Genomic DNA, 23,663 nt, shown 5'->3' with positions numbered 1-23,663 from the left:
ACCCCGTGCCCCTACCAGAATCGAGCCACGACACCGTTCCCTGAAGAAGGATTGCGTCATGATGTACGCCGATTTGATTGACCAGGAAGACCTGCTGGGCCAACTGAAGTCGTTAGGATTTCAAGTGCCGAGCGGCGCAACAGCGGAGCAGGCATGCGAGTGTGCAGTGCGAGGTTTGAACGATGAGCGGGCGATGACGCTGCGCACCATGGTCAAGCAAATGTACACCAGCAGCGCGACCATCCTGCCGGCCGTGCGCCAGGCGATCGACAAGCAATTGCTGCCGGCGTTGGCCGTTTACCAGCAGAGCCGTAGTGCCTGAATATCAGCACTGAGCAGCTTCATGTGGCGAGGGAGCTTGCTCCCGCTCGACCGCGAAGCGGTCGCAAAACCAGCGAATGCGGATTGTCTGAACGACCGCACATACCGGTTTTGGGGCTGCTTCGCAGCCCAACGGGAGCAAGCTCCCTCGCCACAGTAGCCCGTGCGGTTTAGAGCCTTACGCTGGCGAAGGTCGACTCATTACGCGCCTGACTCAACGCCGACAACGGCCCGGACAACGGCGACAGCACCAGCGCTTGCGGCAACGGCATCATCGCCACCTGTTGCGTGGTGTTCGACCCTACGCGCTCGTCACGCGGCGGAATGCCGAAGTATTCGCGGTAGCACTTGGAGAAGTGCGGCGTGGAAACAAACCCGCACACCGACGCCACTTCGATGATCGACATCGGCGTTTGCTTGAGCAACTGCCGGGCACGGATCAAGCGCAGTTTCAGGTAGTAGCGCGACGGCGAGCAGTGCAGGTATTTCTGGAACAGCCGCTCCAGCTGACGGCGAGAAACGGCGACGTACACCGCCAGTTCGTCGAGGTCGATCGGCTCTTCCAGGTTGGCTTCCATCAGCGCAACGATTTCCTGCAACTTCGGCTGGTTGGTGCCGAGCATGTGCTTGAGCGGCACGCGTTGGTGATCCTGCTCGTTGCGGATGCGCTCGTAGACGAACATCTCCGAGATCGCAGCCGACAACTCACGACCGTGATCACGGCTGATCAGGTGCAGCATCATGTCCAGCGGCGCGGTGCCACCGGAGCTGGTGAAGCGGTTACGGTCGAGGGTGAACAACCGGGTGCTCATGGCCACGCGCGGGAAAGCTTCCTGCATCGAGGCCAGGCATTCCCAGTGCACGCTGCAATCGAAGCCGTCCAGCAGACCGGCGCAGGCCAAGGCCCAACTGCCGGTGCAGACCGCGCCGAGGCGACGGGACTGACGGGCCTGGCTTTGCAGCCACGACACGTGTTCGCGGGTCACGGTGCGCTGAATGCCGATACCGCCACAGACGATGATGGTGTCCAGGGCCGGCGCTTTGTGCATGGAGCAATCGGGGGTGATCTGCAGACCGTCACTGGCCCAGACCTGGCCGCCGTCGACGGTGAGTGTGGTCCAGCGATACAGCTCGCGGCCGGACAATTGGTTGGCCATGCGCAGGGGTTCTACTGCGGAGGCCAGAGAAATCAGCGTGAAATTGTCCAGCAGCAAAAAGCCGATGGATTGAGGCGCACGGTTCTGGGGTTGAGCCCCGGAGTTGAACGTCGTCATCGCGGTATCTCCTCACACAAAGCGGGTGATGGCCTCAGGCGGAGGCTCTTGTTATTGCCATCGTTCTCGCGTGGGAGACGGGCTTTGTAATGACAGAGCAATTGCCATGCCTAAAGTTGAATGGTCATTCAATAACTCCTGAAAACGACGTCGCGGCGTGTCTATATAAGCCGTGCGCAGAATGGGGGTTATAAGTGCCATCAACGCGAGCAAATGCGCTGCGCCGCAGGCTGTGAGCAAATCGGTAGCACTTGTGGGAACAGGGGCTGCGACGTGCTGGAGAAGAGTGTCACCGCAAGCACAGGTGACAGGCGGTAATGGCCAACATGGATCCCGGATCCGGGGAAAGTGGCTTGTCTGATTACGACGCGCTAAAAGGTGGCGCGTTTTGGAGCGGGTGTTCACTTAGCGCGCAGTTTTGACTGGTCTTCTCTGGCAACAGGGATTTCTGTGGCGAGGGAGCTTGCTCCCGCTGGGGCGCGAAGCGGCCCTGAAACCTGCAACCCAGTTCTTTCAGATGAACCGCGCTGGCTGGCTTTGCGGCTGCTGCGCAGTCGAGCGGGAGCAAGCTCCCTCGCCACAGAAAATCATTTCACCAGTGAACCAAGTGGCCTCAACACTCCACCGCACTAACCGCCAACCCACCGCGCGATGTCTCTTTATATTTGTCATGCATGTCGGCACCGGTATCGCGCATGGTGCGGATCACCCGATCCAGCGAGATAAAGTGCTGACCATCACCACGCAACGCCATCTGCGCCGCGTTGATCGCTTTCACTGCGGCAATCGCATTGCGCTCGATGCACGGCACTTGCACCAACCCACCAACCGGGTCGCAGGTCAGGCCAAGGTTGTGTTCCAGACCGATTTCCGCCGCGTTGCACAACTGCTCAGGCGTAGCGCCAAGAATCTCCGCCAACCCGGCCGCCGCCATGGCGCACGCCGAGCCGACTTCACCCTGGCACCCGACTTCGGCCCCAGAGATCGATGCGTTCTTTTTGCAGAGAATCCCCACCGCGGCGGCACTGAGGAAATAGTCGACGACGTTGGCCTCGGTCACCACCTCGCTGAACTTCATAAAGTAGTGCAACACCGCCGGAATGATCCCCGCCGCGCCATTGGTCGGCGCCGTGACCATACGCCCGCCGGCCGCGTTCTCTTCGTTGACCGCCAGGGCGAACAGGTTGACCCATTCCATCGCGCTCAACGTCGAGCCGATCACGTTGGGCTTACCCAGCTCTTGCAGGCTGCGATGCAACTTGGCCGCCCGCCGACGCACATTCAATCCGCCGGGCAAGATGCCTTCGTGCTTGAGGCCCTGATCGACGCAATCCTGCATGGCGCGCCAGAGTTTCATCAGGCCGCTGCGGATTTCCTCTTCGCTGCGCCAGACCTTCTCGTTGGCCATCATCAACTCGGCCACGCGCAGATTGTGCTTCTGGCAGAGCTCAAGCAGCTCTACTGCACTGGAAAAGTCGTAGGGCAACACGGTGCGATCCAGGTCCACCACACCGCTGGAGGCTTGCGCCTCATCGACGACAAAACCGCCGCCAATCGAATAGTAGGTGTCACGGTGCAGCTCACCGTGATCGCCTTCTACAATTAAAGTCATGGCATTCGGGTGAAACGGCAGGTTCTCGTCGATCAGGCGCATGTCCCGAGCCCAAATGAATGGCACTGACAAGCGTCCGTCGAGCAACAAGGTGTGGGTTTCGCGCAGGCTCTCGATGCGGATACCGATTTGCGACGGGTCGATCGCGTCCGGCCACTCGCCCATCAGGCCCATGATCACGGCGTTATCGCTGCCGTGACCGATGCCGGTGGCCGACAACGAACCGTAAAGCTGAACTTCGACGCGTCTTACTTGTTCCAAAAGACCCTGCTCACGCAAACCTTGCACGAACAACGCCGCTGCCCGCATAGGCCCGACGGTGTGCGAACTGGAAGGGCCAATGCCGATTTTGAACAGGTCGAAAACGCTGATAGCCATTACTGCCGAACTCCTGGATGTGCCAACTCCGGACGCAAAAGCGCCCAGTGACGGAGCTGCTACGCTCAAGCTGCAATCCGCCGAGATGGCCGCATCATCAGGCTTTTGTCATGTCGTTCGACGTCTCACACCGACGCACTCATGTCCACCAACGCCGCGTGTCTTTTACGTAGCGCTTTCGCCGTTTTTTTGCGGTTCAGAGGGGCAAACAGGGCTTAAAAAAGCTGTAAACGACGTCACTGACACTGGATGCGACCATCCCTGTACTGGTTACGACGCACCCTGTAGGCGTCAGATTTTCACTGGTACATGATCGTATCGACTCGATTGCAAGGCGCCGTGGTAGAGCTGTCTCCAAAACGCCATCCAACCGCAACCCATAAGTGCGGTGGTCCAATCGGAACACTGCCAAAAAAAACACAAAGGAGTCCACCCATGAAAGGTTCCCCGTCGTTGTTGTTGGCCGCCATGCTGAGTCTGCCGTTACTGGCTCAAGCCGCAGAACCCGCTCAATGCAGCACCGTAAACTTCTCTGATGTCGGCTGGACCGACATCACCGCCACCACCGCAACCACCAGCGTCGTGCTCGACGCCCTGGGTTACAAAACCAAGACCACCATGATTTCCGTGCCCGTGACCTACAAGTCCCTGGCCGACGGCAAGAACATGGACGTGTTCCTCGGTAACTGGATGCCGACCATGGAAAACGACATCAAGGCCTACCGCGATGCCGGTAGCGTTGACGTCGTTCGCACCAACCTCGTCGGCGCCAAGTACACCCTCGCCGTGCCGCAGGCGCTGTACGACAAAGGGCTGCATGACTTCGCCGACATCGCCAAATTCAAGAAAGAACTCGACGGCAAGATCTACGGCATCGAACCGGGTAACGACGGTAACCGCCTGATCCAGACCATGATCGACAAGAACGCCTTCGGCCTCAAAGACGCTGGCTTCAAAGTCGTCGAGTCCAGCGAAGCGGGGATGCTGTCGCAGGTCGACCGCGCCCAGAAACGCGATACCGCCGTGGTCTTCCTCGGCTGGGCACCGCACCCGATGAACAAGCGCTTCAAGATTCAATACCTGACCGGTGGCGATGACTTCTTTGGCCCGGACTTCGGTGCGGCCACGGTGGCCACTAACACCCGCAAGGGCTACGTCCAGGAATGCAGCAACGTCGGCACTCTGCTGAAGAACCTGGAATTTACCGTGGACATGGAAAGCTCGCTGATGGGCAACATCCTGGACGACAAGATGAAGCCTGACGCAGCTGCCAAGGCCTGGCTGAAAAAGAATCCAAAGGTGCTTGATACCTGGCTCGCTGGCGTGACCACCATTGACGGTAAACCAGGCCTGGAGGCCGTGAAAGCCAAGCTCGCGCAGTAATCGCTTACGCCGGGCGAGTTCGCTCGCCCGGGCTGTTTATTTCCTTGCATGCGGACGTTCACTACCATGCTGATTGATCAGAAAATCCCCTTAGGCCAGTACATCGCGAGCTTCGTTGAATGGTTGACGCAACACGGCGCCAGCACATTCGACGCGATCGCCGTGACACTGGAAACGATGATCCACGGCGTGACGTTCGCGTTGACCTGGTTCAACCCGTTTGCATTGATCGGCCTCATCGCACTACTGGCCCACTTCATTCAACGAAAGTGGGGACTGACCGTTTTCGTCATCCTCTCCTTTCTGCTGATCCTCAATCTGGGGTACTGGCAGGAAACCATGGAAACCCTGGCCCAGGTGCTGTTTGCCACCTTCGTCTGCGTGATCATCGGCGTGCCGTTGGGCATCGTCGCCGCGCACAAACCGATGTTCTACACACTGATGCGTCCGGTGCTCGATCTGATGCAGACCGTGCCGACCTTCGTGTACCTCATTCCGACCCTGACCCTCTTCGGGCTGGGCGTGGTCCCGGGTCTGATCTCGACGGTAGTGTTCGCGATTGCCGCGCCTATCCGCCTGACCTACCTGGGTATCCGTGATGTTCCCGCAGAACTGATGGACGCCGGCAAAGCCTTTGGCTGCTCGCGCCGTCAACTGCTCTCTCGTATCGAACTGCCCCACGCGATGCCAAGCATTGCGGCCGGTATCACCCAGTGCATCATGCTGTCGTTGTCGATGGTGGTGATCGCGGCACTGGTGGGCGCCGATGGCCTGGGCAAACCCGTGGTCAACGCACTGAACACCGCCGATATCGCCCTGGGCTTCGAAGCCGGGTTGGCAATCGTACTGCTGGCGATCATGCTCGACCGTATCTGCAAACAACCCGACGCTAAAGTAGGGGGTGACGCATGAGCATTATTCGCTTCGAAGACGTCGACGTCGTCTTCTCCAAAGACCCGCGCGAGGCGCTCAAGCTCCTCGATCAGGGCATGACCCGCGACCAGATCCTGAAAAAAACCGGCCAGATCGTCGGTGTTGAAAAAGCCAGCCTGGACATCGAAAAAGGCGAAATCTGCGTGCTGATGGGCCTGTCCGGCTCCGGCAAATCCAGCCTGCTGCGTTGCATCAACGGTCTCAACACCGTCAGCCGTGGCAAGTTGTTCGTCGAGCACGAAGGCAAGCAGATCGATATCGCTTCCTGTACCCCGGCAGAACTGAAAATGATGCGCACCAAGCGCATCGCGATGGTGTTCCAGAAGTTCGCCCTGATGCCTTGGCTGACGGTGCGCGAGAACATCAGTTTCGGTCTGGAAATGCAGGGTCGTCCTGAGAAAGAACGGCGTAAATTGGTGGACGACAAGCTTGAGCTGGTGGGCCTGACCCAGTGGCGCAACAAGAAGCCCGACGAGCTCTCCGGCGGTATGCAGCAACGTGTCGGCCTGGCCCGTGCACTGGCGATGGACGCCGATATTCTGCTCATGGACGAACCGTTCTCGGCCCTCGACCCGCTGATCCGCCAAGGCCTGCAAGACGAATTGCTGGAACTGCAAAGCAAGCTCAACAAGACCATCGTTTTCGTCAGCCACGACCTTGATGAAGCGCTGAAACTCGGCAGCCGTATCGCCATCATGAAAGACGGCCGCATCGTGCAGTACAGCGTGCCGGAAGAAATCGTGCTGAACCCTGCGGACGATTACGTGCGGACCTTCGTGGCCCACACCAACCCGTTGAACGTGCTGTGCGGTCGCAGCCTGATGCGCACCCTCGACAACTGCAAACGCATCAACGGTTCGGTGTGCCTCGATCCGGGCGGCGATTCGTGGCTGGACCTGGCCGAAGGCAACACCATCAAGGGCGCACGCCAGAACGGTGCCAGCCTGGACCTGCAGAACTGGGCGCCGGGGCAAGCGGTTGAAGCCTTGGGTCGTCGGCCAACGCTGGTGGACTCCAACATCGGCATGCGTGATGCGCTGCAGATTCGTTACCAGACCGGCAACAAACTGGTGCTGCACGACAACAACAAAGTGGTGGGGATTCTGGGCGACAGCGAGCTGTACCACGCGCTGCTCGGCAAGAACCTGGGCTAAGGCAACAGACACAAAAACGCCGCGAGAGGATCGCGGCGTTTTTGTTAGTACAGATATTTGGCTGTAAACACGGACCACTGTGGCGAGGGGGCTTGCCCCCGTTGGGTCGCGCAGCGGCCCCATAGCCAGATAATACGGTCGTTCAGATACACCGCATTATCCGGATTTACGACTGCTTCGCAGCCGAACGGGGTGATGCGGCGTTCCGACAAGCCCCCTCGCCACAATAGAGCCGCGGTGCATTCCCTGCACCGCAGACCTCAAGTCTCAGCTATAGACACGGCCAAGGAGCTGCCGATGGCTTTCAAACTGATCGAGCACGTCACGGGTGATCTGATCCTGAGCGAAGCCCATCAAGTCGTAGTCCTGGCTGCCGTTGTGCAGGTACACCTCGGCGCGGTAGTAACGTGCACGCGGTTCATCGGCACTATGCGCCGGCACCGTCTCGCTCGCTGCTGCCAAGTAACCGTCCAGGCTGACTTCGTAGACAAAAGGGTTGCCCTCTTCCATCTCGATCCGCAGGCCCATGCAACGCTTGGACTTGCCCAGCAACGTTTGCACGTCCAGGCCCTGAGCACGCAATTGCACCGCGGCATCTTCCAGCGCCGGGCTGACTTGCTTGTCCATGAAACGCTGAACGATCGACTGGTTCGGTTGCAGGTCCAGCTGAGTCAAACGCTCACTGAAACCACGACGACCGCGCGCGGCCAACTCCGCTTGCTCCTGCTCGATCTGCACGTCCTGGCGCATCGCCTTGTGCAAGCCGAACATAAAGAACACCAGCACCACCGAGAACGGCAGACCGGCCAGCACCACCATGGTTTGCATGGCTTCGAAGTTACCGGCGAACAACAGGCCGATGGTCACCAGGGTAATCACCGCCGACCAGAAGATCCGCAGCCAGTGCGGGGCATCTTCATCAACGTTGCCGCCCTTGCAGGAAAGGTTGGCCATCATCACCGCGCCGGAATCCGCCGGGGTCAGGAACAACACGAAACCAACAAAAATCGACACGCCGATGACGATTTTCGAGGCCGGGTAATGCTCAAGCAATTGGTAGATCGCCATGGACGGCTGTTCGAGTGCCGTCTTCCCGAGCTCCACCGCCCCATGGTTCATCACCAGGTCCAAGGCCGAGTTACCGAAGATCGACAACCACGCCAGGGTGAAACCCAGCGGGATCAGCAGCACACCAGCAACCAGTTCACGCACCGTGCGACCACGGGAAATACGCGCGATAAACATGCCGACAAATGGGGCCCAGGAAATCCACCAGGCCCAGTAGAACAGGGTCCACAGGCCCATCCAGCGTTCGGTCTTGTCGGCGCTGCCTTCGTACACATAGAGATCGAAGGTTTTCAGCACGATACCGTTCAGGTAGTCACCGATGTTCTGCACGAAGCCGTTGAGCAGGTGCAGCGTCGGGCCGAACAGCAGCACGAAAATCAGCAGACCGCTGAACAGCACGATGTTCAGGTTGGACAGACGACGGATGCCGTTTTCCACACCGGACACGGCAGCAATGGTCGCCACGGTGCTCATCACGATGATCACGATCAACAGGTTGGTGTTGCTGTGTTCCATGCCGAACAGGTTTTCAAGGCCCGACGACACTTGCAGCGAACCAATCCCCAGGTTCGTCACCAGCCCCAGCAGGGTTACGAACATGCCGAAGCCGTCCACCGCATGACCAGCCGCGCCTTTGACCCAACGCTCGCCCACCAGCGGATACAGCGCCGAACGCAACGCCAGCGGCTGGTTATGACGGTAAGCAAAGTAAGCAACGGCCAGACCGACCAATGCGTAGATCGCCCAGCCGTGCAGGCCCCAGTGCAGGAATGTCAGTTGCACTGCCTGACGGGCAGCCATGTTGCTGGCGGCCACGCCTTCCGGCGGGTTGAAGTAGTGGTCCAGCGGCTCGGACGCACCGAAGTACAGCAGCGAGATGCCGATACCCGAGGAGAACAGCATCCCCGCCCAGGCGCCGTAGCTGAAGTCCGGGGTGTCGTCCTTGCTGCCCAGTTTGAGCTTGCCGTAGGACGAAAACGCCAGGCCGACCACGAACACCAGGTAAGCAGCGATCACCACCATGTAGTACCAGCCGAAGCTGCGGGACAACCAGGCTTGGGCGATACCGAGCAATCTGCCGGCCTCTTGCGGGGCAATGATCAGAATGGCGGTCAACAACAGGATCAACGCGGTAGAGGTGTAGAACACCCAACCGTTGACCGTCACCTTCTCGGGTGGGGTCTTTATAAGAGAGGCAGAACTCATGGCACAGATGCTCCGGGCAGTGCGGGAGAAGAACACAAGGCAACGCGTTACCCGACCAATCGGTTAGTTGGCAGCCGACCGGCGGGTGATATAAAGACAGCCCGAAAAAAGCCCGAAGCCCCGGAGCGCCAGTGCGCGGGGGTTTCGAGCGTTTTCAGATGTCGTTTTTCCGCCAGCTACACGTAGGAAAAACCTGTAGGCAGCGACGAATTGTCGCAGATCTTATTCTTTGTTGATTGAACGTTCAATCAAAACAAAATAGACTGGCCTTCAATCCGATAGACGTTTTTCGTCCGTCGGAAGGCCTAAGGAGATGTGCAAGATGCCCAAGGTCGGTATGCAACCCATCCGCCGTCAGCAATTGATCGAAGCCACATTACAGGCTGTCGATCAGGTCGGAATGGGGGACGCCAGCATTGCGCTGATCGCCCGTTTGGCCGGTGTCTCGAATGGCATCATCAGTCACTATTTTCAGGACAAGAATGGCCTGATCGCCGCCACGATGCGGTATCTGATGAGCGTCCTCAGCGAGAGCGTCACCGCGCGCCGCCAGGCGCTGGCAGATGACAGCCCACGGGCCCATCTGCAGGTGATTATCGAAGGCAACTTCGACGCCAGCCAGGTCAATGGCCCGGCAATGAAAACCTGGTTGGCCTTTTGGGCCACCAGCATGCACCAGCCGTCATTGCACAGGTTGCAGCGGATCAACGATCACCGTCTGTATTCCAACCTGTGCTGCCAGTTCCGCCGTGTATTGCCGCTTGATCAAGCGCGCAGTGCCGCCCGTGGCCTGGCAGCCCTCATTGATGGCTTGTGGTTGCGCGGCGCGCTGTCGGGAGACGCTTTCGACACCGAGCAGGCGCAACAGATCGCTTACGAATACATGGATTTCCAATTGGCCAAGCAGGTGAGTTAGAGCACACATAAACGCTCAACCCCTGAACTGCTGCTGATCGGTGTTGCCACAACCTAATGGCATCACCCCAGTGGCCTACGCCAACCACTTATGCACTTGCGAGGACACTATGGCCCGTTTCGAACTGCAAAAACTCTACATCGATGGCGGTTACTCCGACGCCAGCAGCGACGCCACCTTCGAAGCCATTAACCCGGCTAACGGTGAAGTCCTCGCAACCGTACAGCGTGCGACGAAAGAAGACGTCGAACGCGCTGTGGTCAGCGCTGAAAAGGGCCAGAAAATCTGGGCTGCCATGACCGCCATGGAGCGTTCGCGCATCCTGCGTCGTGCCGTTGATATCCTGCGCGAGCGCAACGATGAACTGGCCGCGCTGGAAACGTTGGACACCGGCAAGTCGTTCTCCGAAACCAAGTACGTCGACATCGTTACCGGCGCTGATGTGCTGGAGTACTACGCAGGTCTGGTTCCGGCCATCGAAGGCGAGCAGATCCCGCTGCGCACCACTTCGTTCGTCTACACCCGTCGCGAGCCACTGGGCGTCGTGGCCGGTATCGGCGCGTGGAACTATCCGATCCAGATCGCCCTGTGGAAATCCGCACCGGCCCTGGCGGCCGGCAACGCGATGATCTTCAAGCCAAGCGAAGTCACCTCCCTGACCACCCTGAAACTGGCCGAGATCTACACCGAAGCCGGCGTTCCGGCTGGCGTGTTCAACGTCCTGACCGGCAGCGGCCGTGAAGTCGGCACCTGGTTGACCGAACACCCACGCATCGAAAAAATCTCCTTCACCGGCGGCACCGATACCGGCAAGAAGGTTATGGCCAGCGCTTCGGCCTCGTCACTCAAAGACGTGACCATGGAACTGGGCGGCAAATCCCCGCTGATCATTTTCGACGACGCCGACCTCGATCGCGCCGCCGACACCGCGATGATGGCCAACTTCTACAGCTCCGGCCAGGTCTGCACCAACGGCACTCGCGTGTTCGTACCGACTCACCTGAAAGCTGCTTTCGAAGCCAAGATCGCCGAGCGCGTTGCGCGCATCCGCATCGGCAACCCGGAAGACGAAAACACCAACTTCGGCCCGCTGGTCAGCTTCGCCCACATGGAAAGCGTGTTGGGCTACATCGCCAAAGGTAAGGAAGAAGGCGCTCGCGTGCTGTGCGGCGGCACCCGCCTGACAGACGGCGACTTTGCCAAAGGTGCATTCGTGGCACCGACCGTGTTCACCGACTGCACCGACGAGATGACCATCGTGCGCGAAGAAATCTTCGGCCCGGTCATGGCCATCCTGACCTACGACACCGAAGAAGAAGTGATCCGTCGTGCCAACGACACCGACTTCGGCCTGGCGGCCGGCATCGTCACCAAAGACCTGAACCGCGCTCACCGCGTGATTCATCAACTGGAAGCCGGTATCTGCTGGATCAACGCCTGGGGCGAGTCCGACGCCAAGATGCCGGTCGGCGGCTACAAGCAATCGGGTGTTGGCCGTGAGAACGGCATCAGCTCGCTGAACAACTTCACACGCATCAAATCGGTACAGGTCGAACTGGGCGATTACGCCTCGGTTTTCTGATCCACGCGAAGTCTGGAGTGAACGCCATTGTGGCGAGGGGGTTTACCCCCGTTGGGCTGCGAAGCGGCCCCATCCCAGACACCGCATGTCTTCAGATAGAAAGCGGTCGCTGATTTTGCGACTGCTGCGCAGCCGAGCGGGAGCAAGCTCCCTCGCCACAAGTTAAGTGGCAGCTCGGCCACCCGCGACCTGACCACTTTCAAAGAGGGTGCATTTAATGTCCCAAGAATACGATTACATCATCATCGGTGCCGGCTCGGCCGGTAACACCCTGGCGACCCGTTTGACTGAAGACGAAGGCGTCACCGTCCTGCTGCTCGAAGCGGGCGGCCCGGACTACCGTTTCGACTTCCGCACGCAAATGCCGGCCGCTTTGGCGTTCCCGCTGCAAGGCCGTCGCTACAACTGGGCCTATGAAACCGATCCAGAGCCACACATGGATGGTCGCCGGATGGAATGCGGTCGCGGCAAAGGCCTCGGCGGTTCCTCGCTGATCAACGGCATGTGCTACATCCGCGGCAACGCGATGGACTACGACAACTGGTCGAAACTGCCAGGCCTGGAAGACTGGGACTACCTGAACTGCCTGCCGTATTTCCGCAAGGCTGAAACCCGCGACATCGGCCCGAACGACTACCACGGTGGCGAAGGTCCGGTCAGCGTGACCACGCCAAAGGCCGGCAACAACCCGCTGTTCCACGCGATGGTTGAAGCAGGCGTGCAAGCCGGTTACCCACGCACCGAAGACCTGAACGGTTACCAGCAGGAAGGCTTCGGCCCGATGGACCGTACCGTGACGCCGAACGGCCGTCGCGCCAGCACCGCTCGCGGTTACCTGGACACAGCCAAGAAGCGTTCGACCCTGACCATCGTTACCCACGCCCTGACCGACAAGATTCTGTTTGAAGGCAAGCGTGCAGTCGGCGTGCGTTACTTGATCGGCGCCGCTGAAGAGCGCGTTGAAGCCAAGGCCCGCAAAGAAGTGCTGCTGTGCTCCGGCGCCATCGCTTCGCCGCAGATTCTGCAACGCTCCGGCGTCGGCCCGGCCGAACTGCTGAACAAGCTCGACATCCCGGTGGTCCACGATCTGCCAGGCGTCGGCGAAAACCTGCAGGATCACCTTGAGCTGTACCTGCAATACGCTTGCACCCAACCGGTCTCGCTGTACCCGTCGCTGCTCTGGTACAACCAGCCAGCCATAGGTGCCGAGTGGCTGTTCAACGGTACCGGTATCGGCGCCAGCAACCAGTTCGAAGCCGGCGGTTTCATCCGTACCCGCGAAGAATTCGATTGGCCGAACATCCAGTACCACTTCCTGCCGGTCGCGATTAACTACAACGGCAGCAACGGTGTGAAAGAGCACGGCTTCCAGGCACACATGGGTTCCATGCGTTCGCCGAGTCGCGGTCGTATCCAGGCCAAGTCCAAGGATCCGCGCGAGTACCCAAGCATCCTGTTCAACTACATGGCCACCGAGCAAGACTGGCAGGAGTTCCGCGATGGCATCCGCCTGACCCGTGAAATCATGCAGCAGCCTGCACTGGACGCCTACCGTGGCCGCGAAATCAGCCCGGGCATCGACGTGCAAACCGATGAGCAGCTCGACCAGTTCATCCGCGAACACGCCGAGACCGCGTTCCACCCGTCCTGCTCCTGCAAAATGGGCACCGACGAAATGGCTGTGGTTGACGCTGAAGGTCGCGTACACGGCATGCAGAGCCTGCGGGTGGTCGATGCCTCGATCATGCCGATCATCACTACCGGCAACCTGAACGCACCAACGATCATGATCGCCGAGAAAATCGCCGACAAGATCCGTGGTCGTCAGCCATTGCCGCGTAGCAAGGCTGCTTACTTCGTGGCCGGTGATGCACCGGTGCGTGGCAAGCCGCTGCGGGATGTGAGCCCTACTGCCCAGTAAGACCGTTACACCGCGGCGCAGCCTTCGCGAGCAAGCCCGCTCCCACATTGGATCTCCAGTGAACACAGCATTTGTGAACACAGATGATCCAATGTGGGAGCGGGCTTGCTCGCGAAGGGGCCCGACCAGACAGCACATCTTCTCCTGACCCACCTCGGGTAAACCTTTCCTACACCGTTTCAAGCTTGATCCTACCCCCCGCGCAGGCCTAATCTAGCGCCACGCAAACGTTTCACTCCCCCTCGCCACACCGATACGCCGCTTCTCCCTACCAAGGAGGTTCTCGAATGTTCGATTTCCACCCCCAGCTCAAGCAGCGTTTTGCTGCGTTGCGCACGGGCGCTGAATTCTTTTCGCTGCGTTATGTACGCGAGTCCGGCCAATACCTCTCGGTGCGCAAGAACGTCGCCGAGCCGCCGAGCCTGAGCCGTGACGAAGGCGCGATGCTGACCGTTCGAGTCAACGGCGTCGAAGCCTACGCCGCGACCAACGACCTCTCGCAACAAGGCCTGCAAGCTGCGCTGGAGAAGGCCGAGCAACAAGCCCGTCGACTCAAGCCCCACGCCTTGCTCGACCTGAGCACCCAAGTGCTCTCCAGCGACCGCGCCGACTACTTTTCGCCGAACTTCGACCAGCCCTTCCCGTCCCTGAGCGACTGCTACCAGCTACTCGGCGCCGAATCCGCTGCCGTGCCGAAGGACGAGCGACTGGTGAACTGGCAGGTCAGCATCGGCATCACCAACGTCGAGCAAATCTACCTCAGCAGCGCCGGCGCCGAATTGCGCCAGGCCCAGCGTTTCGTCTACCCGAGCCTGGAAGTCACCGCCTACGACGGCAGCGATAGCCAGACTCGCACCTTGGGCCGCGAGAACTTCGGTCAACAGGGCGGTTTTGATGTGGTCAGCCGCTGCGGCCTGGTCGGCGCCGGCCCGAAAATCGCCGATCAAGCGCTGCAATTGCTGTTGGCGCCGAACACGCCACAAGGCCCGCGCGACCTGCTGTTGATGCCGGACCAGATGATGCTGCAGATCCACGAATCCATCGGCCACCCGCTGGAACTGGACCGTATCCTCGGCGACGAGCGCAATTACGCCGGCACCAGTTTCGTCAAGGCAGAAGACTTCGGCAGCCTGCAATACGGCTCCAAATTGCTCAACGTAACCTTCGACCCGGACATTCCCGAGCAGCTTGCCAGCTACGGTCATGACGACGACGGTACCGCCGCGAGCAAACAATTTCTGATCAAAGAAGGCCTGCTGCTGCGTCCATTGGGCGGCGCGCTGTCGCAATTCCGTGCCGACATGGACGGTGTCGCCAACAGTCGCGCCTGCAGCTGGAACCGTGCGCCGATCGATCGCATGGCCAACCTGAATATCGAGCCCGGCGATCAACCGTTGGAGAAGCTGATCGGCAATATCGAAAACGGCATTTTGATGAGCACCAACCGTTCCTGGTCCATCGACGATGCGCGCAACAAGTTCCAGTTCGGTTGCGAGTGGGGTCAGTTGATCGAGAACGGCGAGCTTAAAGGCGTGGTCAAGAACCCGAATTACCGGGCGATTTCCGCACACTTCTGGAAGAACCTCAGCGCCGTCGGCGACGCCAACACCGTCAAAGTCCTGGGCACGCCGAACTGCGGCAAGGGCGAGCCAAACCAGGTGATCCGCGTCGGCCATGCGTCGCCGGCCTGCGTGTTCAGCAATGTTGATGTGTTTGGGGGAGATGCCTGATGACGACTTCAAAAAATCAGGCCGATGCATTCAAGGCCTTGGTCCACTGGTTGCGTGACGCGATTCGCGAGCCAGAGCTATTCACTCTCAGCTACGCCGCCGAGTCCTCGGCCTTCGTGCGCTTCAACCATGCCAAGGTCCGTCAGGCCGGGCAGGTGCAGCAGGCGAGTGTCGGTTTCAAACTGATCAACGAAGGTCGCCACGCCGACCTGAACATTACGCTCTCCGGTGATGCTGAAACCGATGTTCAGCGTCTGGCAGAAGGTCTGCAACAGCTGCGCGAAACCCTGCCGCTGCTGCCGCCGGACCCGTATCTGATGCTCAACCACAACGGCTGGCAGAGCAAAAACGTGCAGGACCATCCGCTGCCGGACACCGAGCAGGTCGTGGCTGAAATCACCCAGGCTGCCGAAGGGCTGGATCTGGTGGGTTTCTATGCCGCCGGGCCGATCAGTCGCGGTTTCGCCAGTTCTTCGGGCGCGTTCGGCTGGCATCAGGCCAACAGCTTCAACTTCGATTTCAGCCTGTTCCATGAAAACGGCCAGGCAGTGAAGGCCAGTTACGCCGGGCACGACTGGAACAGCGAAGGCTTTGCCAAGCGCTTCCAGCAGGCGCGCGAGCAATTGGCGTTTCTCGGTCGGCCGCTGCGCACCTTGGCACCGGGTCAGTACCGAGCTTACCTGGCGCCAGCGGCTGTGGAAGAAATCATGGGCATGCTCGGCTGGGGCGGTTTCTCGGCGCAGTCGATTGCCAGTAAAGGCAGTCCGTTGCAGAAGCTCTACGCCGGCGACCAATCGTTCAGCACGCTGGTCTCGCTGGATGAAAAGGTCAGCGGCTCCCTGAGTCCGGCGTTTTCCGGCGAAGGTTATCCGCGTAGCGATCTGGGCTTGATCGTCGAAGGCAAGGCCGGCGCGCAAATGGTCAGCTCACGCAGTGCGGCTGAGTATGGCCTGACGGCCAACGGTGCCGGTGGTGGTGAAATGCCGAGCGCGTTAAACATGGCGGCTGGCACGTTGCCTGAAGCCGAGATTCTCAAGCAACTGGGCACAGGGTTGTACATCAGCAACCTCTGGTACCTGAACTACTCGGATCAACCGGCGGCGCGGCTGACCGGCATGACCCGGTTTGCGACCTTCTGGGTCGAGAACGGCGAGATTCAGGCCCCGGTCAGCACCATGCGTTTTGATGACAGCGCCTACAGCCTGCTCGGTTCGCAGCTGGAAGCGTTGACCCAAGAGCGCGAGTTGCTGCTGTCGGCGAGTACTTACAGTCAGCGGGCGACAGCCTCGGCGGTATTGCCGGGTGCGCTCGTCAGCCGACTCACTTTAACGCTGTAAACACACCCCCCGGCACACCGAAGACCCTGTGGCGAGGGGGCTTGCCCCCGTTGGGCTGCGAAGCGGCCCCAGATCGGCAAACGCGGTTCGTCAGATAGACTGCATTCGCTGGATTTACGACTGCTTCGCAGCCGAACGGGGGCGAGCCCCCTCGCCACAATGGTTCCCTTTTGCCATGGATCGCGCACTATCTGACTCACACTAACAAGAGGTCCCATGCCCAACCGCCCGCCCCTCGACCCTGTCACCGCCCGCTGGTTGCCGTGGGTCGTGGCCATTGCCTTCTTCATGCAGTCCCTTGACGGGACGATCCTCAACACGGCCCTGCCGGCCATGGCCCTGGACCTCGCGGAAAACCCGCTGCGCATGCAAGGCGTGATCATTGCCTACATGCTCACCGTTGCCTTGCTGATCCCCGCCTCGGGCTGGATCGCCGACCGCTTCGGCACCAAGAAAATCTTCTTCGGCGCGATCCTGTTGTTCAGCCTCGGCTCACTGCTCTGCGCCCTGTCGCCCAACCTGACGATGCTGATCGGTTCGCGGGTCATTCAAGGTCTGGGCGGCGCCTTGATGCTGCCGGTGGGCAGGCTGGTGGTGCTGCGGGCTTACCCGCGCTCGGAGCTCGTGCGGATCATGGGCTTCATCACCATTCCCGGACTGCTCGGCCCATTGATGGGGCCAACCACCGGCGGCTGGATGGTGCAATACCTGTCGTGGCACTGGATCTTTTTGGTCAACCTGCCCGTGGGGCTGATCGGCTGCTACGCGGTGTGGAAATTCATCCCGGACCTGCGCGGCACCGAGCGCACCCGTTTCGACGGCGTCGGCTTCCTGCTGTTCGGTGCCTCGATGGTGCTGATCACCATCGCCATGGAAGGCCTCGGTGAACTGCACCTGCCGCACTTGCGCGTGATGTTGTTGCTGGTGGCCGGCATGGCGTGTCTCGCGGCGTACTGGCTGCGCGCCGGGCGCATCGACAATCCGTTGTTCTCGCCATCACTGTTCAAGACCCGGACCTTCGCTGTCGGCATCCTCGGTAACCTGTTCGCCCGACTCGGCGGTGGTGCATTGCCGTTTCTGGTGCCGTTGCTGCTGCAAGTGGCACTGGGTTATTCACCGTCACAGGCCGGGATGAGCATGCTGCCGCTGTCAGCAGCGGCAATGCTGGCCAAGTGGGTAGCGCGGCCGATCATCGAACGTTTGGGTTACCGCATTGTGCTCACCGGCAACACGCTGTTTCTGGGGATTATGCTGGCCGCCATGGGCCTGGTCAGCGAACAGACACCGTACTGGTTGCTGCTGGCGATGCTGTCCATTCTCGGCGCGATCAACTCCCTGCAGTTCACCGCGATGAACACCGTCACCCTGATCGACCTCGACGATGCCAGCGCCAGCAGCGGCAACAGTTTGCTGTCGGTGGTCGCGCAGTTGTCCCTGGGCCTTGGCGTGGCTTGCGCGGGTGCGCTGCTGGGCGGCTTCACGGCAGAGGTCGGAAATGATGGTGTGGACACCGTACTGGGCGCGTTCCAATTGACCTTTGTGACCGTCGGCATCATGGCGATGCTGGCCGCGACGATCTTCTCGCAACTCTCAAAGGAAGACGGACGGCGTGCCAAACGTCCGGAAGAACACATCGAACCTTAGGGGCAATGGCCACGGGACTGATACACTGCGCGACATTTTGTTTTGCAGGCCAGTCCCGTGACCACCATCGCCACCGCTTTTAATACTTTGCCGCTGTCCGCCGCCATGCTGGCTAACCTCGACTCCCTCGGTTATGCCCAGATGACGCCGATCCAGGCGCAAAGCTTGCCGGTGATCCTCAAGGGGATGGACCTGATCGCGCAAGCCAAGACCGGCAGCGGCAAGACCGCTGCCTTCGGTATCGGTCTGCTGAACCCGATCAATCCGCGCTTCTTCGGTTGCCAGGCGCTGGTCATCTGCCCGACTCGCGAGTTGGCTGACCAGGTTGCCAAGGAGCTCCGTCGTCTGGCCCGCGCCGAAGACAACATCAAGATCCTGACATTGTGCGGCGGCGTGTCCTTCGGCCCGCAGATCGGCTCGCTGGAGCACGGCGCGCACATCATCGTCGGCACCCCGGGCCGCATCCAGCAGCACTTGCGCAAAGGTTCGCTGGTGCTGCACGGCCTGAACACCCTGATCCTCGACGAAGCCGACCGCATGCTCGACATGGGTTTCTACGACTCCATCGAAGAAATCATTGCCCAGACCCCGGAGCGTCGCCAGACCCTGTTGTTCTCGGCCACCTACCCGTCGGGCATCAAGCAATTGGCCGCGAAGTTCATGCGCAACCCGCAGATCGTCAAAGCCGAAGCGTTCCACGACGACACGCAGATCGAACAGCGTTTCTACGAAATATCCCCGGACGAGCGCATGAGCGCCGTGACCAAAGTGCTCGGTCACTTCCGCCCGGCGTCTTGCGTGGCGTTCTGCTACACCAAGCAGCAGGTTCAGGAAACCGTTGATCACCTGACCTCCAAAGGCATTTCCGCCGTCGGCCTGCATGGCGATCTGGAACAGCGTGACCGCGACCAGGTGTTGGCGATGTTCTCCAACCGCAGTACTTCGGTACTGGTTGCCACCGACGTAGCCGCCCGTGGTCTGGACATCGATGCGCTGGACATGGTGATCAACGTCGAACTGGCCCGTGACTCGGAAATCCACATCCACCGTGTTGGCCGTACTGGCCGCGCCGGTGAGAAAGGCATTGCGATCAGCCTGGTGGCGCCGTCCGAAGCCATCCGCGCGCAAGCCATCGAGAAGCTGCAACAGTCGCCGTTGAACTGGGATCAGATCGACAACCTCACCTCCCAGGGTGGCGGTCCGCTGCTGCCGGTGATGAGCACGTTGTGCATCGGCGCTGGCCGTAAAGACAAGGTTCGCCCGGGTGACATTCTCGGCGCACTGACGGGCGACGCGGGTATTCCGGGCGCTCAGGTGGGCAAGATTGCGATCTTCGACTTCCAGGCGTATGTGGCTGTGGAACGCGGGATCGCCAAGCAAGCCTTGCAGCGTTTGAACGACGGCAAGATCAAGGGCCGTTCGTTGCGCGTGCGTATCTTGTAAGGGATCGTCTGGCTGACAGAGATCAAATGTGGGAGCGGGCTTGCTCGCGAAGGCGGACTGACAAACAACATCCATGTTGAATGTGCCGGCCGCTTCGCGAGCAAGCCCGCTCCCACATTGGTTTGTCGGTGAATCTGAATTTTGTGTGAGGACACCGTTTTGCGCTCTACCGAAGTCGTGATCATTGGCGCTGGCGCCGCAGGGTTAATGTGTGCGCTGACCGCCGCCGGGCGCGGGCGCAAGGTGATGTTGCTCGACCACGCTAACAAGGCCGGCAAGAAAATCCTGATGTCGGGTGGTGGCCGCTGCAATTTCACCAACATGTACACCGAACCGAGCAATTTTCTCTCGCAGAACGAACACTTCTGCAAATCCGCACTGGCGCGCTACACCCAGTGGGATTTCATCGGCATGGTCGCCAAACACGGCGTGCCGTACCACGAGAAAAAACTCGGCCAGTTGTTCTGCGATAACAAATCCAGCGACATCCTCGAAATGCTGCTCAACGAGTGCGATCAGGTCGGCGTCAGCCTGCACCTGGACACCTCGATCCAGAGCATCGAGAAACTCGAAAGCGGTTATCTGCTGGACACCACGCTCGGTCAACTGACCTGCGAATCGCTGGTGATTGCCACTGGCGGCCTGTCGATCCCGACCCTGGGCGCGACCGGTTTCGGCTATCAAGTGGCCAAGCAGTTCGGCCACGACTTGCTGCCGACCCGCGCTGGCCTAGTGCCGTTCACCATCACCGATCAGCTCAAAGAGCTGTGCACGGAGCTGTCCGGTACATCGGTGGATTGCCTGGTGAGCTGCAACGAGCAGAGCTTTCGCGAGAACATCCTGTTCACTCATCGTGGCCTTAGCGGCCCGGCGATTTTGCAGATTTCTTCGTTCTGGGAATCCGGCGACACGGTAGAAATCAACCTGATGCCGGACCACGACGTGCCGACCTGGCTGCAACAGCAACAGGCCGAACGCCCGAATAGCGAATTGAAAACCCTGCTGGGGGAAATCTTCACCAAGAAGATGGCCAACCTGCTGGCGGACAACTGGTTCGTTTCCAAACCGATGAAGCAATACACCCACGCGGAAATTGCCGACATCGCCGAAAAACTGGCGAGCTGGAAAGTGGTGCCGGCCGGCACCGAAGGCTACCGTACTGCCGAAGTGACCTTGGGCGGGGTCGATACCAATGAGGTGTCGTCCAAGACCATGGAATCGCTGAAAAGCCCCGGCCTGTACTTCATCGGCGAAGTGCTGGACGTCACCGGGCATCTGGGCGGTTTCAACTTCCAATGGGCCTGGGCTTCGGGTTACGCGGCTGCACAATTCGTCTGATTTATCGCGTTATCGTTCTTCGCGGGCAAGCCTCGCTCCTACAGGTTCGAGGCTTGCCGTAGTTTTATATACGACGCAAAACTTGTAGGAGCGAGGCTTGCCCGCGAAGACGCCCGGACAGACAACAAACAATGCAGGGAACAAATATTGCTGTCAGATGTGATCGGCGCCATTGCGTCGGCGTCATTACTGGCTCAATTTAGCGTCATCGCCTCGGAAGGCCCTCGCACTTCATGTCATCGACCCCTTTTAGTCAGTCTCTGCGTCGTCTCTGGGCGCTGGATAAATTCAGCTACAGCGTGCGGGTGTTCATCGCCCTGACCGGCAGCATGGCCGTTTGTTGGTATCAGGATGAAATGGGGCTGTTGATCCCGTTGTTCCTGGGCATCATCGCCAGCGCCCTGGCCGAAACCGACGACAGTTGGCAGGGCCGCCTCAACGCGCTGGCCGTAACGCTGGTGTGTTTCAGCATCGCCGCGTTCTCGGTCGAATTGCTCTTCCCCTACCCCATCATATTTATCATCGCCCTGGCGCTTGCCGCCTTCGGCCTGACCATGCTCGGCGCCCTCGGCGAACGCTATGGCGCAATTGCCTCGGCGACGCTGATTCTGTCGGTCTACACCATGATCGGTGTGGATCAGCGCGGCGGCGCAGTGACTGATTTCTGGCACGAGCCGGTGCTGTTGGTGGCCGGCGCAGCCTGGTACGGTTTGCTCTCGGTGTTGTGGCAGGCGATGTTTTCCAACCAACCGGTGCAGCAGAGCCTGGCGCGGTTGTTCCGGGAATTGGGTTTTTACCTGAAGCTTAAATCGTCGCTGTTCGAACCGATCCGGCAGATGGACGTGGAAGCACGACGCCTGGAACTGGCGCAGCAAAACGGTCGAGTGGTCGCTGCGCTGAACGTCGCCAAGGAAATCATCCTGCACCGGGTCGGCAACGGTCGGCCGGGCTCGAAAGTCAGCCGTTACCTCAAGCTGTACTTCCTTGCTCAAGACATCCACGAGCGCGCCAGTTCTTCGCACTACCCTTACAACGCCCTGGCCGACGCGTTCTTCCACAGCGACGTGATGTTCCGCTGCCAGCGTCTGCTGCGCCAGCAAGGCAAAGCCTGCCGGGCGCTGGCCGAATCGATCCAGATGCGTCAGCCCTTTGTTTATGACGCCAGTTTCGCCGAAGCCCTGAGCGACCTGCACGCCTCCCTCGAGCACCTGCGCATCCAGAGCAACCCGGCCTGGCGCGGTTTGCTGCGCTCATTGCGCGCACTCGCCGCCAACCTCGGCACCCTCGACCGTTTGCTCAGTGACGCCAGCAACCCCGACGCCCTCGCCGACGCCACCGACAGCAGCCTGCTCGACCGTTCGCCGCGCAACCTCAAGGATGTGTGGATTCGTTTGCGCACACAGCTGACGCCGACCTCGTTGCTGTTCCGCCACGCCCTGCGCTTGCCCCTGGCCTTGAGCATCGGCTATGGCATGGTGCATTTGATCCACCCATCCCAAGGTTACTGGATCATCCTCACCACGCTGTTTGTCTGTCAGCCGAACTACGGCGCAACCCGCCGCAAACTCGGCCAGCGGATCATCGGCACCGCCATCGGCCTGACCCTGGCCTGGGCGTTGTTCGACCTGTTCCCGAGCCCGTTGATCCAGTCGTGCTTCGCCATCGCTGCCGGGGTGGTGTTCTTTATCAACCGCACCACCCGCTACACCCTGGCGACCGCAGCGATCACCTTGATGGTGCTGTTCTGCTTCAACCAGGTGGGCGACGGTTACGGGCTGTTCCTGCCGCGACTGTTCGATACCTTGCTCGGCAGCCTGATCGCCGGGCTGGCGGTGTTCCTGTTCCTGCCGGACTGGCAGGGCCGACGCCTGAATAAAGTGCTGGCCAACACCCTGACCTGCAACAGCATTTACCTGCGCCAGATCATGCAGCAATACGCCGCCGGTAAAAGCGATGACTTGGCCTATCGCCTGGCCCGACGCAACGCGCACAACGCCGACGCAGCGCTGTCGACCACGCTGGCGAACATGCTCATGGAGCCGGGGCATTTCCGGAAGGAAGCGGATGTCGGTTTCCGTTTTCTGGTGTTGTCCCACACGTTGCTGAGCTACTTGTCAGGCCTGGGCGCGCACCGCGAGACCCAACTGCCGCCGGATGTCCGTGAGCAGTTGATCGACGGCGCCGGGGTGAGCCTGGCAGCGAGCATCGATGAGATCGCCCAAGGGCTGGCGAGCAAACTGCCGATTGCGATTCAGAGCGATGAGGAAGAAGCGCTGGCTAATACGCTGGAGCAGATGCCGGATGAGATTGATGAAGGTCAGCGCTTGGTGCAAACGCAGTTGGCGTTGATCTGCCGGCAGTTGGGGCCGTTGCGGACGTTGGCGGCGCATTTGATCAAGGATACGAGCGAGGGTTAAGCCTTG

General features: G+C 60.2%; 16 protein-coding genes. 13 read left to right on the top strand and 3 right to left on the bottom strand.

The genetic code is table 11. The features are described from left to right. The first annotated feature begins 58 nt into the window (after positions 1-58). The gene (locus tag AC1MEW_RS05680; RefSeq protein ID WP_201255497.1) at positions 59-322 is read left to right on the top strand and encodes a hypothetical protein; all 264 of its coding nucleotides are present in this window, start codon (positions 59-61) and stop codon (positions 320-322) included. A gap of 169 nt (positions 323-491) precedes the next feature. Here AC1MEW_RS05680 and gbdR read toward each other — a convergent pair whose 3' ends face one another. Further along, positions 492-1,595: a choline metabolism transcriptional regulator GbdR gene (gene gbdR / locus AC1MEW_RS05675; RefSeq protein WP_201198415.1), complete on the bottom strand. Its 1,104-nt coding sequence runs from the start codon at positions 1,593-1,595 to the stop codon at positions 492-494. Positions 1,596-2,208: 613 nt separating this feature from the next. After that, positions 2,209-3,585, bottom strand: a complete 1,377-nt coding sequence (locus AC1MEW_RS05670) for an L-serine ammonia-lyase (RefSeq protein WP_201198417.1) — start codon at positions 3,583-3,585, stop codon at positions 2,209-2,211. Between the two features lie 435 nt (positions 3,586-4,020). Here AC1MEW_RS05670 and AC1MEW_RS05665 point away from each other — a divergent pair, with 435 nt between their 5' ends. The 3 genes from AC1MEW_RS05665 to choV all read left to right on the top strand — a co-directional run bounded on the left by AC1MEW_RS05665 (position 4,021) and on the right by choV (position 7,055). Further along, entirely contained in the window at positions 4,021-4,968 is a 948-nt protein-coding gene (locus tag AC1MEW_RS05665) for a choline ABC transporter substrate-binding protein (protein ID WP_201198419.1), read from the top strand. Between the two features lie 66 nt (positions 4,969-5,034). Further along, on the top strand, positions 5,035-5,880 hold the full coding sequence (choW, locus tag AC1MEW_RS05660) for a choline ABC transporter permease subunit (protein WP_201198421.1): 846 nt from the start codon (positions 5,035-5,037) through the stop codon (positions 5,878-5,880). After that, complete coding sequence (choV, locus tag AC1MEW_RS05655; protein ID WP_201198423.1) at positions 5,877-7,055, top strand: choline ABC transporter ATP-binding protein; 1,179 nt, start codon at positions 5,877-5,879, stop codon at positions 7,053-7,055. Before choW ends, choV begins: the two co-directional genes overlap by 4 nt. 267 nt (positions 7,056-7,322) lie before the next feature. Here the strand turns inward: choV and AC1MEW_RS05650 are convergent, their stop codons facing one another. Further along, complete coding sequence (locus AC1MEW_RS05650; protein ID WP_322270815.1) at positions 7,323-9,272, bottom strand: BCCT family transporter; 1,950 nt, start codon at positions 9,270-9,272, stop codon at positions 7,323-7,325. Between the two features lie 379 nt (positions 9,273-9,651). Here AC1MEW_RS05650 and betI point away from each other — a divergent pair, with 379 nt between their 5' ends. The 9 genes from betI to yccS all read left to right on the top strand — a co-directional run bounded on the left by betI (position 9,652) and on the right by yccS (position 23,657). Next, complete coding sequence (betI, locus tag AC1MEW_RS05645; RefSeq protein ID WP_201198427.1) at positions 9,652-10,245, top strand: transcriptional regulator BetI; 594 nt, start codon at positions 9,652-9,654, stop codon at positions 10,243-10,245. Between the two features lie 109 nt (positions 10,246-10,354). Beyond that, a complete protein-coding gene (gene betB / locus AC1MEW_RS05640) occupies positions 10,355-11,827 on the top strand; it encodes a betaine-aldehyde dehydrogenase (RefSeq protein WP_201198429.1) in 1,473 nt (490 codons plus the stop codon). A gap of 217 nt (positions 11,828-12,044) precedes the next feature. Further along, a complete protein-coding gene (gene betA, locus AC1MEW_RS05635; protein WP_201198446.1) occupies positions 12,045-13,748 on the top strand; it encodes a choline dehydrogenase in 1,704 nt (567 codons plus the stop codon). Positions 13,749-14,035: 287 nt separating this feature from the next. Beyond that, a complete protein-coding gene (locus AC1MEW_RS05630; RefSeq protein WP_480425634.1) occupies positions 14,036-15,478 on the top strand; it encodes a TldD/PmbA family protein in 1,443 nt (480 codons plus the stop codon). Further along, positions 15,478-16,815, top strand: coding sequence for a TldD/PmbA family protein (locus AC1MEW_RS05625; protein WP_201198450.1), 1,338 nt, complete (start codon positions 15,478-15,480; stop codon positions 16,813-16,815). The genes AC1MEW_RS05630 and AC1MEW_RS05625 overlap by 1 nt, the downstream gene beginning before the upstream one ends. A gap of 216 nt (positions 16,816-17,031) precedes the next feature. After that, a complete protein-coding gene (mdtD, locus tag AC1MEW_RS05620) occupies positions 17,032-18,459 on the top strand; it encodes a multidrug transporter subunit MdtD (protein ID WP_201198451.1) in 1,428 nt (475 codons plus the stop codon). Between the two features lie 57 nt (positions 18,460-18,516). Next, the gene (gene dbpA / locus AC1MEW_RS05615) at positions 18,517-19,902 is read left to right on the top strand and encodes an ATP-dependent RNA helicase DbpA (protein ID WP_201198453.1); all 1,386 of its coding nucleotides are present in this window, start codon (positions 18,517-18,519) and stop codon (positions 19,900-19,902) included. 159 nt (positions 19,903-20,061) lie between these two features. Next, a complete protein-coding gene (locus AC1MEW_RS05610) occupies positions 20,062-21,240 on the top strand; it encodes a BaiN/RdsA family NAD(P)/FAD-dependent oxidoreductase (protein ID WP_201198455.1) in 1,179 nt (392 codons plus the stop codon). 233 nt (positions 21,241-21,473) lie between these two features. Beyond that, positions 21,474-23,657 carry a YccS family putative transporter gene (yccS, locus tag AC1MEW_RS05605; RefSeq protein ID WP_201198457.1) on the top strand — a complete coding sequence of 728 codons (2,184 nt, stop codon included), beginning with the start codon at positions 21,474-21,476 and terminating at the stop codon, positions 23,655-23,657. Positions 23,658-23,663: the final 6 nt, after the last annotated feature.

The sequence above is a fragment of the Pseudomonas sp. ASL4 genome (assembly GCF_056680395.1).
Note: the sequence above shows the minus strand (reverse complement) of the source record. Positions and strands in the feature narration are given on the sequence as shown.

Bases quoted from the DNA above. Each gene is read 5' to 3' on its own strand.
- AC1MEW_RS05680 (WP_201255497.1), top strand. From the start codon at position 59: ATGATGTACGCCGATTTGATTGACCAGGAAGACCTGCTGGGCCAACTG.
- gbdR (WP_201198415.1), bottom strand. From the start codon at position 1,595: ATGACGACGTTCAACTCCGGGGCTCAACCCCAGAACCGTGCGCCTCAA.
- AC1MEW_RS05670 (WP_201198417.1), bottom strand. From the start codon at position 3,585: ATGGCTATCAGCGTTTTCGACCTGTTCAAAATCGGCATTGGCCCTTCC.
- AC1MEW_RS05665 (WP_201198419.1), top strand. From the start codon at position 4,021: ATGAAAGGTTCCCCGTCGTTGTTGTTGGCCGCCATGCTGAGTCTGCCG.
- choW (WP_201198421.1), top strand. From the start codon at position 5,035: ATGCTGATTGATCAGAAAATCCCCTTAGGCCAGTACATCGCGAGCTTC.
- choV (WP_201198423.1), top strand. From the start codon at position 5,877: ATGAGCATTATTCGCTTCGAAGACGTCGACGTCGTCTTCTCCAAAGAC.
- betI (WP_201198427.1), top strand. From the start codon at position 9,652: ATGCCCAAGGTCGGTATGCAACCCATCCGCCGTCAGCAATTGATCGAA.
- betB (WP_201198429.1), top strand. From the start codon at position 10,355: ATGGCCCGTTTCGAACTGCAAAAACTCTACATCGATGGCGGTTACTCC.
- betA (WP_201198446.1), top strand. From the start codon at position 12,045: ATGTCCCAAGAATACGATTACATCATCATCGGTGCCGGCTCGGCCGGT.
- AC1MEW_RS05630 (WP_480425634.1), top strand. From the start codon at position 14,036: ATGTTCGATTTCCACCCCCAGCTCAAGCAGCGTTTTGCTGCGTTGCGC.
- AC1MEW_RS05625 (WP_201198450.1), top strand. From the start codon at position 15,478: ATGACGACTTCAAAAAATCAGGCCGATGCATTCAAGGCCTTGGTCCAC.
- mdtD (WP_201198451.1), top strand. From the start codon at position 17,032: ATGCCCAACCGCCCGCCCCTCGACCCTGTCACCGCCCGCTGGTTGCCG.
- yccS (WP_201198457.1), top strand. From the start codon at position 21,474: ATGTCATCGACCCCTTTTAGTCAGTCTCTGCGTCGTCTCTGGGCGCTG.